This is a genomic window from Limnoraphis robusta CS-951, from assembly GCF_000972705.2.
The window spans coordinates 1-17876 of sequence record NZ_LATL02000234.1 but is presented as its reverse complement, the minus strand read 5'-3'; the positions used below and the strand labels follow the sequence as shown (position 1 = coordinate 17876).

Annotated in this window: 16 protein-coding genes; 8 read left to right on the top strand and 8 right to left on the bottom strand. The window is 43.3% G+C overall.

The window, feature by feature from the left end:
• Positions 1 to 234: 234 nt before the first annotated feature.
• From WN50_RS19950 to WN50_RS19940, 3 genes are all read right to left on the bottom strand, one after another.
• On the bottom strand, positions 235 to 726 hold the full coding sequence (locus tag WN50_RS19950; protein WP_046278508.1) for a molybdenum cofactor biosynthesis protein MoaE: 492 nt from the start codon (positions 724 to 726) through the stop codon (positions 235 to 237).
• A gap of 320 nt (positions 727 to 1046) precedes the next feature.
• Positions 1047 to 1535: a PIN domain-containing protein gene (locus tag WN50_RS19945; protein WP_046278507.1), complete on the bottom strand. Its 489-nt coding sequence runs from the start codon at positions 1533 to 1535 to the stop codon at positions 1047 to 1049.
• Positions 1532 to 1783: a UPF0175 family protein gene (locus WN50_RS19940; protein ID WP_046278506.1), complete on the bottom strand. Its 252-nt coding sequence runs from the start codon at positions 1781 to 1783 to the stop codon at positions 1532 to 1534. Before WN50_RS19940 ends, WN50_RS19945 begins: the two co-directional genes overlap by 4 nt.
• A gap of 296 nt (positions 1784 to 2079) precedes the next feature.
• Here WN50_RS19940 and WN50_RS19935 point away from each other — a divergent pair, with 296 nt between their 5' ends.
• The 4 genes from WN50_RS19935 (at position 2080) to WN50_RS19915 (ending at position 7312) form a co-directional block, all read left to right on the top strand.
• Positions 2080 to 3285 (top strand): DNA double-strand break repair nuclease NurA, encoded by a 1206-nt coding sequence (locus WN50_RS19935; RefSeq protein ID WP_046278505.1) that lies wholly within the window; start codon positions 2080 to 2082, stop codon positions 3283 to 3285.
• Positions 3286 to 3663: 378 nt separating this feature from the next.
• Complete coding sequence (locus WN50_RS37725; RefSeq protein ID WP_425354827.1) at positions 3664 to 5274, top strand: helicase HerA domain-containing protein; 1611 nt, start codon at positions 3664 to 3666, stop codon at positions 5272 to 5274.
• Between the two features lie 134 nt (positions 5275 to 5408).
• Positions 5409 to 6812, top strand: coding sequence for a DNA methyltransferase (locus WN50_RS19920; protein ID WP_046278503.1), 1404 nt, complete (start codon positions 5409 to 5411; stop codon positions 6810 to 6812).
• Between the two features lie 239 nt (positions 6813 to 7051).
• On the top strand, positions 7052 to 7312 hold the full coding sequence (locus WN50_RS19915; protein ID WP_162490187.1) for a hypothetical protein: 261 nt from the start codon (positions 7052 to 7054) through the stop codon (positions 7310 to 7312).
• On the opposite strand, the gene WN50_RS19910 is transcribed toward WN50_RS19915, so the two are convergent.
• The 3 genes from WN50_RS19910 to WN50_RS19900 all read right to left on the bottom strand — a co-directional run bounded on the left by WN50_RS19910 (position 7276) and on the right by WN50_RS19900 (position 11374).
• Complete coding sequence (locus WN50_RS19910; RefSeq protein ID WP_046278501.1) at positions 7276 to 8400, bottom strand: polysaccharide deacetylase family protein; 1125 nt, start codon at positions 8398 to 8400, stop codon at positions 7276 to 7278. The two genes, WN50_RS19915 and WN50_RS19910, sit on opposite strands and share 37 nt — an antisense overlap.
• A gap of 214 nt (positions 8401 to 8614) precedes the next feature.
• Entirely contained in the window at positions 8615 to 10153 is a 1539-nt protein-coding gene (locus WN50_RS19905) for a bifunctional pantoate--beta-alanine ligase/(d)CMP kinase (protein ID WP_046278500.1), read from the bottom strand.
• A gap of 162 nt (positions 10154 to 10315) precedes the next feature.
• The gene (locus WN50_RS19900; protein ID WP_046278499.1) at positions 10316 to 11374 is read right to left on the bottom strand and encodes a septal ring lytic transglycosylase RlpA family protein; all 1059 of its coding nucleotides are present in this window, start codon (positions 11372 to 11374) and stop codon (positions 10316 to 10318) included.
• Between the two features lie 673 nt (positions 11375 to 12047).
• Between WN50_RS19900 and purM the strand changes: the two genes are divergently transcribed.
• Together purM and menB are read left to right on the top strand one after the other, a co-directional pair.
• A partial coding sequence (gene purM / locus WN50_RS19890; RefSeq protein WP_152964876.1) for a phosphoribosylformylglycinamidine cyclo-ligase occupies positions 12048 to 13005 on the top strand: 958 nt, incomplete at its 5' end.
• Between the two features lie 367 nt (positions 13006 to 13372).
• Entirely contained in the window at positions 13373 to 14206 is an 834-nt protein-coding gene (gene menB, locus WN50_RS19885) for a 1,4-dihydroxy-2-naphthoyl-CoA synthase (protein WP_046278497.1), read from the top strand.
• A gap of 320 nt (positions 14207 to 14526) precedes the next feature.
• Here menB and WN50_RS32510 read toward each other — a convergent pair whose 3' ends face one another.
• On the bottom strand, positions 14527 to 14766 hold the full coding sequence (locus WN50_RS32510; protein ID WP_072075581.1) for a hypothetical protein: 240 nt from the start codon (positions 14764 to 14766) through the stop codon (positions 14527 to 14529).
• A 489-nt stretch (positions 14767 to 15255) separates the two neighbouring features.
• A complete protein-coding gene (locus WN50_RS19880) occupies positions 15256 to 15894 on the bottom strand; it encodes a DciA family protein (RefSeq protein ID WP_235440950.1) in 639 nt (212 codons plus the stop codon).
• On the opposite strand from WN50_RS19880, the gene WN50_RS19875 reads away from it, so the two are divergent.
• The gene (locus tag WN50_RS19875; RefSeq protein ID WP_046278496.1) at positions 15893 to 17101 is read left to right on the top strand and encodes a hypothetical protein; all 1209 of its coding nucleotides are present in this window, start codon (positions 15893 to 15895) and stop codon (positions 17099 to 17101) included. The two genes, WN50_RS19880 and WN50_RS19875, sit on opposite strands and share 2 nt — an antisense overlap.
• A gap of 17 nt (positions 17102 to 17118) precedes the next feature.
• A complete protein-coding gene (locus tag WN50_RS19870; protein ID WP_046278495.1) occupies positions 17119 to 17796 on the top strand; it encodes a PspA/IM30 family protein in 678 nt (225 codons plus the stop codon).
• Positions 17797 to 17876: the final 80 nt, after the last annotated feature.

The window sequence follows — 17876 nt, the reverse complement described above, 5'->3', positions numbered from 1 at the left end:
CCCCCTCCCCCGCTAGGAGAGGGGAAAAGAATTATTAGTATTAAATTTTTAAAAGGTCTAAACTGCTCTCCCTTCTCTTGTAGGGAAGGGGGTTGGGGGGTTAGGTCATCCGTTAACCGCTAGAGAGTTTGCGGTATTACAACAATTTTNGGTCTAAACTGCTCTCCCTTCTCTTGTAGGGAAGGGGGTTGGGGGGTTAGGTCATCCGTTAACCGCTAGAGAGTTTGCGGTATTTCAACAATTTTCTCGCTCACAAGCCCCAATACTCACCCAACTACTCGATCCATCCGCCCAATGTTCTTTTTTCCAGATAGGGGCGTTATGTTTGAGCGTATCAATCGCATATTGACAGGCTTCAAACGCTTCACGACGATGGGGAGAACCCACAGCGACTAAAACACTAATTTCTCCTACCTGCAAGCGTCCAATCCGGTGATGAATCGCCACCCCAGTCACATCTGACCATTTTTGGCGAATTTCAGCCGCGATTTGTTCAAACACCCGGATAGCCATTGGTTGATAAGCCTGATATTCTAAGGCTTCTACAGGTTGATCTGCGGTGTTATTGCGAACCATACCACTCATCAAGACAACAGCCCCATTAGCAGGTTCATCAACCAAAGCATAGATTTCTTCTACAGACAAAGGGGCTAGGGTAATCGCAAAATGATCGGGGGATAGGGGTGAGTCAGAAGGAAATTGAACAGTTAGAGGAGAATTTAACATCTTGTCAGTTGGGTGGAATGAAAGGAAAACATTAGCAGCAATCGGGAATCGTGGCTGTGTTGGGTTTTGCTGTCGCTACTTCAATAATAATGATTCCTTGTTTATTATTCATCATTAATTAGGCTTCTAGCAGCATCTCTATTTCTCAGCAAATATTTAAGAAACAAACCCCGTTTCTGAGGGTTGGGGATGAGGTGAAATCGGGGTGCTATCCTAATCTGGTGCGTGGCTATAGATGAACAGCGATCGCAGGCTGAGGGAAAGCTAGGGGATGCAAGTAACCCGGTTTCTAGGTTGTGGGAGTAAAGAAACCCAGTTTTTTATTCTTCTTTTGCCAAGGCTAAAATCTGCTGATAGAGTTGAGAACTCACTCGGAAACTTGCGTCACGGATGAGGCGATTCATCACGGGTTTAACCTCCCCAATTAAGTGCCTTTGTTTAGCCAGGATTAAGATTCCCAGGATGCCAATGATGGGAATTCCCAATTTTTTGGCTTCGAGGCGTCCTAAACGCTCATCAATCAGCAAGCTATCGGCTTTCAGTTCAACAGCCAGGGCGATCGCATAAGATTCCCCCGGATCGAGTCCCCGCGATCGCTGTAATTCTTCTGCAAGATGGGAATTTTGGAGGGGTTGAATTTTAATCCAGGGCTGGGGCAAAATATTGGTGATTTTGGAGTCAGGGGCGATCGCTAATTCATCAGCAACAACCGGGGGAATGATCACTGTCTGGTAGAGTTGCGGTAACAGGCTGAGATGGTTAATCAGGGCAAGGCTACAGAGAGATGATGTATCGCTAACGACAATCATAACCAACCTTGGTCACGCAGATATTGGATGTCTTCCTGAAAGTCTTCAACATCGTAGTGAATACAGATGCCACGACTAGCAATCAGTTTTTGAAATTCCATGACATGAAGTCCGGCGATTTTGCTGGCGCGACCGAGGGAAATGCGTTCTTGTTGAAACAGGGCGATCGCAATTTCTCGAAGCCAGTCCGATTCGGTAAACTGGCCAGCTTCAGCGAGGTCATCGGGAATCTCAAGGGTCAGTTGCATAGAGCGATGGGCTTGGCATGGATTCACCTTCTCATTGTAGCAAGGTGCAAGTCACCCGGTTTCTAGGTTGTGGGGGTAAAATCGGGGGTGCTATCCTGACAGTTGTGCGTGGCTATGGATGAACAACGAGTGCAGGCTTATGTATCCCTGATTCAAGAACTCCTCGCCTGTCCCAGTGAGGCAGATGATATTCTCAACTGATACGACTGCTTGCTGATATAGTAGAATGTCAAAAATGGATTTAGGCAAAAAAACTTGACAGATCCTTATTTATGTTTAGGGTTTAGGGGTTGGGTGTGAGCATCAAGTTTTTAGACCGAGAAAATCAGGATATTAAAAACCTCGTTCAAATTGCGTGGGAGCATTTAGAGGATCATCGCAACGAGGTGCTATTGCTTCCTGAACGAACTGATCAATTTCACGAACTGATCAACGATTCTGAAAAAGCGACCCCTCGAACTCAATCAGATCATGAATCAGATTTAAAGCTAGAACGTTTAAACGAAGTTAGTCGTATGGGGCGACCCAAACGACTTCATCCACCTCCAATCATTGCTGTCGATGCTGGTGTAGTAAATTTAGGAAGTTTGGCGAAGGGTGGTACAGTGTTTGCTGTTAGGGGAGCAGCTTGTTGTTATACTTCCGAAGGGGATGTGATCATATTGCGATACAACACAGGAGCGATCCCTATCGATCAAGAAAACAAGCTCAAAGTCCTACACGCGATGGGAAAGCGACTAGGGGAACCCGAATTTTTTGTCAAAGAGATCGATGAATATCCATATCTCCAAGAAAAAAGCGGAGTTATTGAAACTACCGATCAACTTCAAGATCGCTTTCGTAATTTTGTAGAGCGGATTATTCAAGCTGAAGCTATAGGAATCTTGAAAAAATATAACGGAGGCATTCTTCTTATAGATGGGGCGCTCCCAGATAGAAGTTATGATACCCCGAAAAACTATCTTTTGAATCAATCACAAAAACTCGGGATGCTATATGAAGCAGATCTCAATAGTATAGACGTAGTAGCAATCAGCAAAAAAACCAGAATTACTGTTGAAGGAATCCCGATTCAAAAGTTTTTGACTGAAAAATATGGGGCTGATTTTATTGGCTTCCTTCCCTTAAAAGATGCTGTCAGCAAAGAAAGGAGAGAAAATCGATCAAAACAGTCTGGAACCAAGCAAAGGAGCAGAGTAACAATGGCGAAAGAAATGTATGCTGCTCGGTTTGGGTTTGGTCCGTCGAGTATGACTTTTAGAGTCGATTTGCATAATTGTAAAGGAAAAAGAGCGAGTGAGGTGATCAATGATGTTTATAACTATTGTCGGATTTACGGAGGATACCCTAAACCTTTAATAGAAGCCCATCAAAATAGTTGTTTTTTATTTCAAGACTTTCAAAATTTGTTGGCTGATGTCGCTGTCAGATTAGGAGTAAAGCCAGAAGAACAGCCAAGTATGGAAGTTTTGTTTCAACCTTTTGGATCTTTCGGCAAATAAATAATCAGTTCAGCGAGGAAAAGAGTCAATTATGGCAGATAGTAATTTACCTGAACCCAGTGGTTTTAAGACTCCAGATGTAGATCTAGATGATCTCATACCTGAGAATTCTGAGACAGTTTCTAAATCTGCTCTGTCTAGTGAAATAGCTGTTGAATCTGCACAACTTTTGGAATTGTCTGGAAGTGAGGGCAGTATTATTTTCNCAGTGGTTTTAAGACTCCAGATGTAGATCTAGATGATCTCATACCTGAGAATTCTGAGACAGTTTCTAAATCTGCTCTGTCTAGTGAAATAGCTGTTGAATCTGCACAACTTTTGGAATTGTCTGGAAGTGAGGGCAGTATTATTTTCTATCCTAAAGTTCGAGACTTTGATGTGGGTGATGTTCTCTACTTAAGAGAAAGAGGACAAACTATCAGTCAAGCAGAAGACTCAAAAGCTATTGAAAATGGTGTTATCGTTCAAATTATTTCAAAAGGAATAGCCAACTATCCCCAAGCTGATAGTAAAGCTTTATTTAGGCTTCTGACCAGCGCTCATAGTACAACAGTTACATATAGATCCTATAATGAACCCAAGGAAATCATCGACGAGTTTTTGATTGGTGAATTTGTGGTGCGTGCTTCAGTTCAAAGGGGAGAATGGAGAGAACCAGAGGGTAAAGTTGTTACCCGAAATGTAGATATATTTCCAATTTCACCCGAATTTTTAACCCAAAATATTATAGCTCATCAAGAGGGAATTAATATTTTGTTGGGGGAATATAAGGAACGTCCGGTAGAAGTTTATGCAGGCGGTTTTGAAAAAGTTAATCTGATCACTGGAATGAAAGGGGGAGGAAAATCCCATATAACCAAGGGAATAATTCATCTTCAGCGCAAACTGGGAATGCCATCAATTGTATTTGATATCAATGGTGAATATAATGGATTACCCAAGTCTCATCTGATCCGCCCCACAGAGAACTTAAGGTTTAGACTAGATCAACTGCCAATTCCAAGTTTATTTAGCATTTTTGATCAATTATCTCTGTTTAATAGTCAACCTACTGATAATGCTGTAAAGGCTAAGTTACCAGAATTGATTGAACAAAGAATACAAGTTGGCAATAAACCAGATTTACAGTTTCTTCGCGATCAGGCGAGAGAAATTTGTGGAAATCAAGACATGATGAGAGGTGCTTACGAGCGAGGAATTAGTAACTTAATTAGCTATAACATATTTTGTACTGAAGCAGAAGCAAGAGAAGAAGAAAAGGCAATTAAAGAGAAACGAGAACCTAGAACAGGAATTGTCTCTCTTCGCACAGTTCTGCATAGAATGTCACGAAGCATACAAACTTTAGAGGATACAGAATCTTCGACAGAAAAGACAAAACAGGTCAAATCTCAAACGCTAGAAGACTTGAAAAAGAATATCGGTATTCTGGTTTTTGATATGGGAGGATTATCATCAATCATTCAAAAAGTAATTGTGACTCTTGTTATTGATCAACTCAAAGAAATATGTCGCAAGCAATATTTAGCTTTGCAGAAAGATAGAATTGAAATTCCAATTTATCCCTCGGTTTTCTTTGAAGAAGCTCATATGTATATGGACGAGGGATATATAGATGAGTTGATCCCTTTAATCAGACACTTGGGTATGAACTTATTTTTTGTAACTAATACTCCATCTGCTTTGCCAGATTCGGTTTTTCGTTTAGTCGATAATGTCATAATGACACGAATGGTAAATAAAAAAGATATTGACAAAGTGATTGGTTGTGGGTTGACTGATAAGAGAACGATCGAGGGATTTGCTAAAGACTTGCCGAGATATCACAACTTATTTTTAAGTGCTAACAATGGAGCAACTAAAAATTTTCCTCTGGTTTTTAAAGTCAGAGACTTTACAGCTTCACAAACAGAAGGAGGAGAAGACTTACCAAAATCTGGTGTAACTCGCTCAATGTGGGAAATTATCAAGGAAAAATACACCGAGTAAAAAACCAAAAGCGAAGCCTTAAACTCATAAGTTCTTCCGTTCGGACTACATCATTTGATTGCCAACTGGAGAGGTTTTGATGACCCGTTTAATGTTACTCTTGAATTCTCAGAACACACATCAACTATTAAAGAGTGAAACAAGATTATTCCCTGACTCCAAAATCCGAGATAGATAACACTGAGTTCGAGACAGTTGCAGATGTTGTCCCCCTGTATCCCAACTCGTCACAACTAGATAATACCTTTGCTGAATTAGAACGCAGTTTGCCTTTCGTTGAGGATAATTCTTGGGGAAATTTACTCCGATTTACAGATAATTTAACAGATCCCATTCATCGCTGGTTTTTATTTAAGGAAGGATATTCGTATAAGTTAGTTGATAAAATTTTAGATCGCTTCGATCTTCCTTGTAATTCTATTTTAGATCCTTTCTCTGGTTCTGGTACAACCTTATTAGCTGCTCAAAAGCGAGGTATTCCTAGTGTCGGTTTAGAAATCAATCCCTTTGCTGCGTTTCTCGGACGGATCAAAACACAATGGTATAGAATCGATCCAGATCGGTTAGAAAAGGAACTATTATTAGTTTTACAAGATAACGAACACACTCCAGCTAATTTACCAGATCTCTCAACTCTACATAACAATAAATATTTCCCGAATGGACACGCTTACGAATTGCTCAGATTGAGAAATGCAATTCTTCATCGTCAATGTTCGCAAGAAACAAAAGACCTTCTACTTTTAGCTCTTCTTGCAAGTATAGAAGATGTTTCTTGTCTGCATAAAGATGGTCGTTTGCTTCGATTTTTCCCCCGTGATATTATTCCGCCTAAAGAGGCTCTATATAACCGGACACAAATCATTATTGAAGACTTAGTTAATTTGGTAAAAGCGGATAGCGATAAAGGTGATTTTATCCCTCAAACTCATGTACTAGAAGGAGATGCCTGTGACCTTGATTCAGTTCTGGCTAAACATAAAATATCTCATCAGTTTGGTTTAATTCTTTACTCACCACCGTACCCTAATAATTTTGATTACAGCGAGATCTACAAGTGTGAACTCTGGCTTGGAGGATTTATAAATTCTTACCAAGAGTGGCGAAATCTAAGATTAAGCACTTTTCGTTCACATCCAAGTTGTAGCTTTCCAGAAACTCATTTTCTTAAAGATAATGTAGATTTACGCGAGGTTTATCAGCTAGTAGAAAAAATGGCAAAATGTCCCGATATAGGAGAATCAGGAAGTCTCGCTCGGTCGAGAGCGCCCAAAGTTATAAGAGGATATTTCGATGATGTATATCTCATGTTACAGCAACAACAACTCCGACTCAAACCTGGAGGATATATTATTTGTGTTGTTGGAAATTCTAGACATGGTAATTTGCACATTAGAGCAGATACTATAATTGCTAAAATTGGTCAAGCAATTGGTTTAGATCTGCTGCAAATATGGATCGCCAAACATCGCAAGAGTCGCAGCCAGCAAGTTCAAAAGTTACGAGAGAGCTTGGTAATTTTTAAAAAGAAGAATTAAAAAATCGTTTGATTAGGGTCAATCTTGATGGTTTTTATGGCAACTTTAAACAATCATCCGGTTTGGGAAAATTTATCAGAAGTTATTAACGGTATTGATGCCAATTCTCTGCTTGGGGAGCATTTAGCATTATGCGATTATCAAATATCCGGCTCCGAAAAGATGACACCGAGNGCTTGGTAATTTTTAAAAAGAAGAATTAAAAAATCGTTTGATTAGGGTCAATCTTGATGGTTTTTATGGCAACTTTAAACAATCATCCGGTTTGGGAAAATTTATCAGAAGTTATTAACGGTATTGATGCCAATTCTCTGCTTGGGGAGCATTTAGCATTATGCGATTATCAAATATCCGGCTCCGAAAAGATGACACCGAGGGAGAGACTCACCCCCTGTGGGAAAACTGCGATCGCCTCAAAAGAAAAATGGAAAAAATGGAACGATCAGATGACCGTTCCTGATGTTCACTCGGTCATGATCGCATTAGAATCGGTAGATTGAACAGAAGATAGTTGTTCACCTTGACGTTCTTGTTGAGCGAGGTGTTGATCGGCGATTTCCAAAAGTTCCGGTATCGTCACAAATCGATAGCCCTGTTGTTTGATTTCAGTAATAATCTCCGGTAAAACTTTCACCGTCTCAGCCCGATTTCCCCCGCCATCATGCAATAATATAATTCGACCTGGTTTTACTGAACTGAGAACATTACTTTTAATCGCAGAAGCTGAACTTCTCCAGTCTCTAGAATCAGACGACCACATAATATTAACGTAGTCTCGCCGCAACACATAATCGACTAAACCGTTATCTTCTACTCCACCGGGCGGTCGAAAAATTGGGGTTTTCACACCGACTAATTCTTCAATCAAATCGGCAGTGCGATCAATCTCCTTTGCTGCCTCTGCTTGACTATGTTTATGATAACGATGATTCCAGGTATGATTAGCAATCACATGACCATCAGCCGCAACTTTTTTGCCAATTTCTTTGTGATTATTTAACGCTTGACCAACCCAAAAAAACGTCGCTTTAACGTTATTTTCTTTTAAAATATCTAAAATTTGTTCTGTTGTTGTCGGCCAGGGGCCATCATCAAAGGTTAATGCAATCACTTTCTGATCACTATTGAGTTGCAGGTCTTTGACCGTTTTACCCTTGAAGCGATCAGGTATCTTATTCTCAAACCGTTGTTCTTTCAGACGAGTGACTGCCGTTTGTACACCCTCAACTCTTTGAGAGATAGTTTGTCCAACGCTGGGTAATGTTCTAGGGTCAATAGAGGGCAACTTCGACGTTTCTTGACGTTCCTGAGTTGGGGTTGTTGAAGAAGGAGTAGAAGATTGTTCGGGAGTTGTCGGGGCGACGGTCGGAGGCTTTAACTTTTCTGGGGGTTGAGCGGGTTGGGGACTGGGTGCAACAATCTTGGGTGAGGACTGAGGTAAAGAAAGAAGTTTAACAGACCGATTGGCACGCAGATTCCAAGGCAACATTGCTCCGATCATAAAACTCCCCATTGCCGCAACTAGAGCTAAACGGGATATCCGCCGCTGTTGTTCTTGCTGGCGAATTAAACTCTGGTTTTGTAACACGTCATTTCTCCTTCACACCTAAAAACTTAACTTTAAGGATGGTTCTTGTCTTGAAGACTCAGATACACCGTGATGCCCAAAAAAGTGAATTTTTTTTAGCATATTCTCGTCAATATGTCAATGCTAAAAATTATATCTTTAGAGGGTTGCGCCCTCCAAAGAAAATCACATCTCTAAAGATATTAGGGCAAATTTAGGTAAATCTCTCAAAAATTTATGTTAAAGGAGTTGTTTTATCGTGATACAGACGAATAATTAGCTCTGTAACCTGTTCAATCGTCAAACCATCGGTTTGAATTTCAATCGCATCCGCCGCTTTTCGTAGAGGAGCAATAGAACGAGTGCTATCTTTGTGATCACGTTGAGCAATGTCCTGTTCGATCTGTTCGAGACTAATCTCTCCCTGACCTTGCTGTTGCAGTTCCAGTTGTCGGCGTTGCGATCGCTCCTTGACTGAAGCGGTGAGGAAAATCTTCAGTTCAGCATCGGGAAAAACATAAGTCCCAATATCCCGTCCTTCCGCGACCACACCCCCAGTCCGACCATAAGCTTTTTGTTGCTCAACTAACGACTCACGCACCGCAGGTTGAGCCGCAATCGCCGAGACATTCGCTGTTACCTGTTGAGAGCGAATTTCGGCGGTGACATTACGACTATTAATATAAATCTCAAGCTGGTCTTCTCGAGGCTTCAACTCAATCTGACATTGATGAACCAACTCAGCCACCGCAGGTTGATCAGTGATATCAATCCCCATCTCTAGCACCAACCAAGTCACCGCCCGATACATCGCCCCAGTATCGAGAAATAACAAATTCAACTGTTGAGCAACTTGGCGCGTTACCGTTGATTTTCCCGCCCCGGCTGGCCCATCAATCGCCAAAATCGGTTTGCGGTTGCGTAAAATCACATTATCAATTAACCGAGTTGTATTCACACGAGCTGCAATCGCCAACAGTCCCACCTCACGAACAAAAGTTAACGGAGCCATTGTATCAGGATCAACGAGCTGCAAATACTCCAATTTAATCTCGGTCGTTGTCGCGAGTTCAGCATGAACCGCCGCCAGTATCGCTTCGGCATCAGAATTACCAGATAAAAACACTTGCTTCCCTTTACCCAAAGCGCGATACAGTACCGTTGCTTGTTGTTTTTCCTGTGGCGTCAAATATTGATTGCGAGAACTGTATGCTAACCCGGAAGCTTCTCTAATAATAGGACAAGCGACAATTTCAATCGGCCAATGCAAATCAGTCACCATGCGTCGAATAATTGCCAATTGTTGAGCGTCTTTGCGACCCAAATAAACCCGATGCGGCTCAATAATATTCAAAAATTTAGCGACAATCGTTGTCACACCCGGAAAGTGACCCGGCCTATTGGGGCCACATAACACCGATATCAGATTAGACGGCGGAACAACGGTTGTTTGCTGTTGATGGTCTAGCCCCAAGATTTCTTCTGAACTGGGCGTAAACACCACATCCACCCCCGCCTGTTCACAGAGCGATAAATCTTGCTCCAGTGGACGGGGATACTGTTTCAAATCCTCTTGCGGCCCAAACTGAAGAGGGTTGACAAAAATACTGACGACAACAACTGTATTTTCTACTCTAGCCCGGTCAATCAAACTTAAGTGACCCGGATGTAGACTTCCCATCGTAGGGACAAATCCGATGGCAGCCTGTGGGGTTTTGGAACGATGGATGTTCAGGTAACAGCGCATGGCTGCCACTGTAGTAAACAGGCGCATGATTTACTGTCAAGAGTTTACAGTTTACACTAACCAGTTGTAGGGGTAATTCATCAATTACCCGTACCAGTTTACAGTAACCAGTCACCAGTCTTATCAGTGATCAGTTATTAGCTATCTACTGTTCCCTGAAACCTCTTCACTGGTCAGACTCTTCCCTGTCTACTGTACTGGAGCGAGAACTTCAACCTGAACCGGAGCAACGCCACTATTGATCATATCGATCGCTTGAGCCGCCGCTACTGATAAATCAATAATTCGACCGCCCGTAAATGGCCCGCGATCATTAATCCTCACCACAACAGAACGGCCATTCTCAGTATTCGTGACTCGTACTGTTGTTCCAAAGGGCAGTGAAGGATGAGCGGCGGTTAATTCATACTGATTAAACTGTTCTCCGTTAGCCGTTAATCGACCGTGAAAACCTGGGCCATACCAAGAAGCCCAGCCAACAATCGCTTTAATCACCTGACGATTGAACGCACTTTCGAGATGCAATGGGGATTTGCCCTCAATTTTGCTCAAAGGCGCAGCATAACCCAGTTGTCGCCGGAGTCGATTGGTTGCTTGTAGGGCGTCCTCAGCCAGATTTTGGGTGGTGTCGGGCAGAATCGTTTCTGTATCGATTACAACTAGGGTTTGACCTTCTATTTCAATACTGTAGTTTTGCTGTTCTTCGTTCCAGCGCACACCGATGCTGTTTGCATCTACCCGATAGCGGTTCAGTTGATTGAGTTTGGCGGCGACTTCCGTTGCTCGGGCGACTGGATCGGTTTTCTGTTGTGACTGCGTATCAGAACTCGGCTTTTTGAGGGGTTGCGAAGACTCTAATACGGTTGCGATTTTAACGAGATTGCTGCTAGGGGTTTGCGGGGTTGAAGACGTTTTTTCAACAAAAGTCAGAACAGGAATATTACGCACATACAGGGTCGCTGCTTGTCGGCTGTTCCACTCGTGAGCCTTGATGGTGGCGATCGCATTTGAGCGAACATCATTGCGGGTCTCAGACTGATATTCCCCGACTTTTACAGCAGTGGTATAACTCACCGTTTCCAAAGTTGCTTGCTCTGCGGTTTCCTCAAAAGAAGTTTTGACTTCTGTGAATTCCTTCTCTTGAGCCTCTGGGGATGATGGAGTTGGTTCGGCGTGGCTCGACAGGGAGACACTTAAGCTTGATACCAACACCATTGCGGCGAAACCACTCAAAATTTTTTGCTTCATAAACCTATTCACAATCATTACTTGAAAATCGAGTTTTCCAGAGCTAACTCTGGGTGAGTTCACAACAGAAGTCAACTCATACTCGGAACGTGTTCACCTTTGCCAAAGCAACTGCAACAGACTAACACGAACTTGCAAAATTCGGAATCAGTATCGGTTGTCACCTTTCGTTTTTTTATCTAGACTAGACGGTTTAGTTTAGTCAAAACCCCTTGTCCTATGGGCTTTTTAGGAATTTTTACTTAGCTAATTTTTGAGTGATAAAATTTTCTGATAGATGAATATTGAAGCCCAAATCCGAGGTAGATGTAAAAATCAAGACTTGACTCAAGCGGTTCGATCCCCAAACTTGGTAATCTAAACACTGAGAACTGAATGCTGATAACGGGTAAGTAGAGTTATGGATTATCGAGAAGCAGGAGTCGATGTAGCGGCGGGTCGAGACTTCGTAGAACGAATTCGTCAGTCCGTCCAAAGCACCTATCGACCGGAGGTACTCGGCGGCTTAGGGGGTTTTGGGGGTTGTTTTGAAATTCCCACAGGCTACCAACACCCGGTATTAGTCTCAGGAACCGATGGAGTAGGAACCAAACTCAAACTCGCCACCCAACTCAACCGTCATCACAGCGTCGGAATTGATTTAGTGGCGATGTGTGTCAACGATGTTCTGACNAAGCACCTATCGACCGGAGGTACTCGGCGGCTTAGGGGGTTTTGGGGGTTGTTTTGAAATTCCCACAGGCTACCAACACCCGGTATTAGTCTCAGGAACCGATGGAGTAGGAACCAAACTCAAACTCGCCACCCAACTCAACCGTCATCACAGCGTCGGAATTGATTTAGTGGCGATGTGTGTCAACGATGTTCTGACCTGCGGCGCCGAACCCCTGTTTTTTTTAGATTATCTCGCCACCGGAAAACTCAACCCCGAACAATTAGTACAAGTCGTTGAAGGAATAGCAGAGGGCTGTCAACAGGCAGGATGTGCTTTAATTGGCGGAGAAACCGCAGAAATGCCAGGATTTTATCCAGTCGGAGAATACGATCTGGCGGGGTTTTGTGTGGGAATTGTCGAAAAAAGTCAGATCCTCAATGGTTCACAGGTGAAACTGGGGGATGTAGCAATTGGACTGGCCAGTAGTGGCGTTCATAGCAATGGCTTTAGTTTAGTCCGAAAAATAGTTAGCGATCGCCAACTGAGTTGGGAAGACTGTCCGGCCGAATTTGGGGGTTTGTCTTTGGGAGAACTGTGTTTAACCCCGACAAAAATTTACGTTAAACCTGTTTTAAATGCCCTAAAATCAGGGTTAGAAATTCATGGAATGGCGCATATTACGGGAGGAGGTTTACCGGAAAATTTACCTCGGTGTTTAGGACAAGATCAATCGATTCGGATCATTCCTAACAGTTGGCCGAATCTGCCGATTTTTGAGTGGATTTCTCAAACGGGAAATGTTAATCAAACAGCGATGTGGGAAACGTTTAATATGGGAATTGGTTATGTGTTGATTGTGTCACCACACCAAGCTGAAGAAACAATTAACTATTTTGAGTCTTGCCAGATTTCAGCTTATCAAATTGGTGAGGTGATTATCGGTTCAAAAGAGTTAATAATCAGTGAGCAGTTGTAGCAGGTCGCGCAGGCTTGTTTACAAGGGTCTAGCCTTGAATGTTACCACCAAGACACAAAGACACAAAGACACAAAGAAGTTGTAAACATTAACCTGCTCATTGCTATATCAGACAATAGGCCGTGATCAATTATTAGCGATCACTTTTAACCGGGTGACTCAAAAAACTGTTACCCTTTCTCACCTCTAACACAATTTTACAATTTCAACTCCTTTAAAAATGTCTATTGAATGGCAAACGGCGAAAACTTACGAAGATATCNTAGGCCGTGATCAATTATTAGCGATCACTTTTAACCGGGTGACTCAAAAAACTGTTACCCTTTCTCACCTCTAACACAATTTTACAATTTCAACTCCTTTAAAAATGTCTATTGAATGGCAAACGGCGAAAACTTACGAAGATATCCTTTATCACAAAGCAGAAGGGATAGCTAAAATTACCATTAATCGTCCCCATAAACGCAATGCGTTTCGTCCTCAAACGGTGAATGAACTTTGTGATGCGTTTAGTAATGCTCGAGAAGATACTCGAATTGGGGTGATTTTGCTCACCGGAGCAGGGCCACATACTGATGGAAAATATGCTTTTTGTTCGGGTGGAGATCAAAGTGTACGGGGAGAAGCGGGATATATTGATGATGGCGGAATTCCTCGTTTAAATGTATTAGATTTACAACGATTAATTCGCTCAATGCCGAAGGTTGTGATTGCTTTAGTGGCAGGTTATGCCATTGGAGGCGGTCATGTTTTACATTTAGTTTGTGACCTAACTATTGCGGCTGATAATGCGATTTTTGGTCAAACGGGGCCGAAAGTGGGGAGCTTTGATGGCGGGTTTGGGGCGAGTTATTTAGCGCGAATTGTCGGCCAGAAAAAAGCCCGAGAAATTTGGTTTTTATGCCGCCAATATAATGCTCAACAAGCCTTAGAAATGGGGTTAGTTAATTGTGTGGTTGCCGTGGAACAACTCGAAGCTGAGGGCATTCAATGGGCGAATGAAATTTTAGATAAAAGTCCTATCGCCATTCGGTGTTTAAAAGCTGCGTTTAATGCTGATTGTGATGGTCAAGCAGGTTTGCAGGAACTCGCCGGAAATGCGACATTACTCTACTATATGACCGAACAGGGATCAGAAGGGAAACAAGCTTTCTTAGAAAAACGAAAGCCTAACTTTCGTCAATATCCCTGGCTTCCTTAAAGTCTAGAATGAGAATTGGGCGGGTTGATTAATGTTGTTTGTGGGATGAATAAATCTGTGTGAACCCGCCTCTACATCGGTGAATGCTTGGGCGGGTTTATTAATGTTGTTTGTTAGTGACAGAGATTTCTACGGAGGTGCGCCCCTAGACGGGTGACTGTAAAAACCTTTGAGGGTAGAAAATTTGTTTTTTTAATGTTGAACTTGATTGAAAGTCAAATCTTTTAAGAACCGATGTTTCTGAAGAAAACCCTGATCTTAATCTTAAAGTAATGGGTTGCTCAGTCAAAAGAAAAAATGTAATGCGTCGTGGACTTCATTTAGGAGGCGAGGACAGCAACGGAGACTTTATCCGGTAAAACCTCGACTTTTTGGGGTAAAACGACCATTTTTTGGGCTTCTTCCCAAGGTGAAGAAAACGCTAACATTGCTAAGTGACAAGCTTTCCATCCGCCTTTAACGGGAACATGAAGCTGGCTACAGTGTCCACCTCTGCGGCCTTCGGGTGTGTAATGTTGGCAGCAACGACAGCATGAGGTCAGAGTGTGTGAGGCGTCCATGAGGTACTCCTGTATGAATCCATTTGATACTCTTTATTGTCATGGATCGAGCCAGCACGATTAATTATCCATCAATCATTATTCTGTCTAAGTTTGAGCGATCCCCAAGCCACAATTTAATTTTATGTTTATTTTAGATTTGGTTTATAAACAGATACAATTAAGCCAGGGAAAGTTGAGAACTGTAAACGGGGAAGATTTTGGACTGTAGCAAGGGAAACCAATTGGGGATCAAGCTAAACCCGTAAAGATAAAATGTCAATAGAGCTACAAAAAGAGGTTTGTACATCCTGCTTTAGAGAGAAAAAATGGAAATATACAACGGATCAAATCGGGGAAAGGGGACAGAGGCAAATCGGTAGAGCGGAAACTCTCTCAAGTAGAAAGTCAGAGTCCTTGAGGCTTTGGTCATTTCCCGCAGGACTACCCGAGAATTTGCGATCGCGATCGCCATATAATCTCAATATTTTTTTTTGAATAAACTAAAAACTAGGGTTGAAAGGGTTGCTGGCTAAAACACATGGCACACACAGACCAACGCTTCAGTTCTCCGGGTGGGGTCGGACAATGACACTGAGGACATTCAGGTAAAGATTGCGATCGCCTTTGGATCATTTCCGCCCAATTTGCAAAAGCAGTTTGGGGAGAAACTGGAGTGGGTGAAGCATTAGTTGGGGAAGGGGGAATATCTGTAATATAACTAGGATGATTTTGGGGTCGATCAGCAGCATCCTCAGCCGAAACTGAACAATTGCCTTGACCATGCCACAGAGCCGTGGAAAACTTGATATCATTCAAAGGATTAGAAAGTCTTTGATTTAACTGTCGGAGAATCTGCGATCGCTTGAAGGTGAGCTGCTGAGACCAAGCAGCACTAGAAGTCGCGACAATCAGGACTCCTCGGTTGATAGAAACAGGTCGAGTGTGAGCGATCGCCCTTTGACCGACAACCATAGCCCAGTGGTCAAGCGTTGATTGAAACTGCTGCTGTTCGGGAGTCAGAAGCTGAATGTGTAAACGACCTAAAACCTGATTTAACGATTGCATCAAAATATATCTAAAGAAACTCAAGTCTGAAAAGCTGCTAATTTTATTTTCCACTACAAAACTGTTAGGAGTGCTTCGCATGAATCAATCTTCTGTGGTCAACTCGAACAAATCTTCAGATGCTCAACTGCAACCCGCACTTAAAGCGGTTTTAGGGAGTCTAGATGTTCAACTCGAAGAAGAACTCTCGCGATATCGACGCTATCGACGCAAGACAACCCCGACCCCAACCCCTGCAAAGCCGCCATCGAGTTCTTACACTCAAAAACCCTCAGAGGTGTTATCTGTCTCTGCGGGAGAAAGTAATATTGAACCGAGTTCAGCCCCAGCTACACCTGTCGCCAAATCTCCCAAATCCCAAATCCCATCGGGTTGGGAATCTGTTGTTGTCCCGTCATCGGCACCCTTAGCCCCTCGTTTATCAGAAACCGAGTCAGGGTCATCTACAAATGGTCACAGTTCTCCCCCCTCACCCGTTAATCCCTATGCACCCCAGGGTTATCTAGAATCGTCTCAACAATTGGTCAGCAGTCTCGAAGAACGGCGGGCTAGACGTAGAAAACGCAGTTGGGTGGGGAGTTTATTGACCCCTGTGGGGATTGGATCAATGTTGCTGTTTCTCTTATCCTGTATCGGTTTGGGCTATGTGGTGATGTCGCCGTCAGGAATGGCAACTTTAGGGTTAAATCGTTGGTGGAAATTTAATCAAAACCCCCAACAAACAGATGATTCGGCCGCTCCGAGACCTCTGGAACCCAAGCCGAATTTAGCTGCTCGTGAATTTGTTGATCTAGAGTTAAGCACCCTTAGCAATATTAATCCCAATCCGAATCCGATTCCGGCACCCACGACTCAAACTGCGGTTCCCCCAAATCCTCAAAATTTAACGCCACCCAGTCCCCTACCGAGTGGGCCTGGAATGAGCAACCTGACGAATGAACTCCTTCCTGATCCGGTTCCGGCAACTCCCAAACCTGCACCAGCACCGACTGTTGCACCTGTACAGACACCCACTCCTCAACCTCCAGCCGGAGCCGCAACTAAACCCAACACCGCTCCCGTTAGAGCCAATGATGGACTGTATTATGTGGTGACATCCTACACCGATGAACGAGCGCTAGAAAAAGTCCGAGAAGTTGTGCCGGATGCTTATGTGCGAGAGTTTAAAACCGGGGTAAAAGTTCAGATGGGTGCGTTGGATAATCAGGCTGCGGCTCAACGTCTGGCTGAAGAACTGCGCGTTCAAGGTGTTTCTGTGCAGTATGACACACCGAAAACTGGAGAATAGCTTGGGGAAAAATCATTATGGGGCTTTTTGGTCGCCTTTGGCGGGTTATTCGCGCCAATATTAATAGTTTGATCAGCCAAGCCGAAGATCCAGAGAAAATTCTGGAACAAACGGTGATGGATATGCAGGAAGACTTGGTGCAACTCAGACAAGCGGTTGCTCAAGCGATCGCCACCCAAAAACGCACCGAGCGCCAATCTTCTCAGGCAAAAACCACTGCTGAAGAATGGTACAGACGCGCACAACTCGCTTTGCAAAAAGGAGAAGAACGACTCGCCCGAGAAGCTTTAACTCGCCGGAAGTCTTATCTGGAAACGGAAGCGGTAATGTCTGCTCAACTCGAACAGCAAGCTCAAGTGGTTGAACAGTTGCGGCAAAATATGCGAAAGCTGGAGAGTAAAATTAGTGAGGCGAAGGCGAAAAAAGATCTATTTGTGGCTCGGGCGCGTTCGGCTCAAGCTTCTGAAAGGCTAAATGAGATTCTCGGCAATACTAGCACGGGAAGCGCTTTAAATGCCTTTGAACAGATGGAAGATCAGGTGATGCAACTCGAAGCCCGTTCTCAGGCGATGGCTGAACTCTCTGGGAATGATTTAGAAAAACAGTTTGATGCTCTCGAAGCGGATGATAATGATGTTGATGCGGAGTTGGCGGCGATGAAAGCGAAAATGTTACCGGGCAATAGGGAACAGTGAAGACAGTTTACAGTTTACAGTGACCAGTGACCAGTGAAGACAGTTTACAGTGACCAGTGAACAGTGATCAGTGAAGACAG

Coding starts and splice junctions, on each gene's coding strand:
- WN50_RS19875 (WP_046278496.1), top strand. CDS start 15,893: ATGAATCAATCTTCTGTGGTCAACTCGAACAAATCTTCAGATGCTCAA.
- WN50_RS19915 (WP_162490187.1), top strand. CDS start 7,052: ATGGCAACTTTAAACAATCATCCGGTTTGGGAAAATTTATCAGAAGTT.
- WN50_RS19940 (WP_046278506.1), bottom strand. CDS start 1,783: ATGCAACTGACCCTTGAGATTCCCGATGACCTCGCTGAAGCTGGCCAG.
- menB (WP_046278497.1), top strand. CDS start 13,373: ATGTCTATTGAATGGCAAACGGCGAAAACTTACGAAGATATCCTTTAT.
- WN50_RS19870 (WP_046278495.1), top strand. CDS start 17,119: ATGGGGCTTTTTGGTCGCCTTTGGCGGGTTATTCGCGCCAATATTAAT.
- WN50_RS19945 (WP_046278507.1), bottom strand. CDS start 1,535: ATGATTGTCGTTAGCGATACATCATCTCTCTGTAGCCTTGCCCTGATT.
- WN50_RS19905 (WP_046278500.1), bottom strand. CDS start 10,153: ATGCGCCTGTTTACTACAGTGGCAGCCATGCGCTGTTACCTGAACATC.
- WN50_RS19900 (WP_046278499.1), bottom strand. CDS start 11,374: ATGAAGCAAAAAATTTTGAGTGGTTTCGCCGCAATGGTGTTGGTATCA.
- WN50_RS32510 (WP_072075581.1), bottom strand. CDS start 14,766: ATGGACGCCTCACACACTCTGACCTCATGCTGTCGTTGCTGCCAACAT.
- WN50_RS19880 (WP_235440950.1), bottom strand. CDS start 15,894: ATGCGAAGCACTCCTAACAGTTTTGTAGTGGAAAATAAAATTAGCAGC.
- WN50_RS19950 (WP_046278508.1), bottom strand. CDS start 726: ATGTTAAATTCTCCTCTAACTGTTCAATTTCCTTCTGACTCACCCCTA.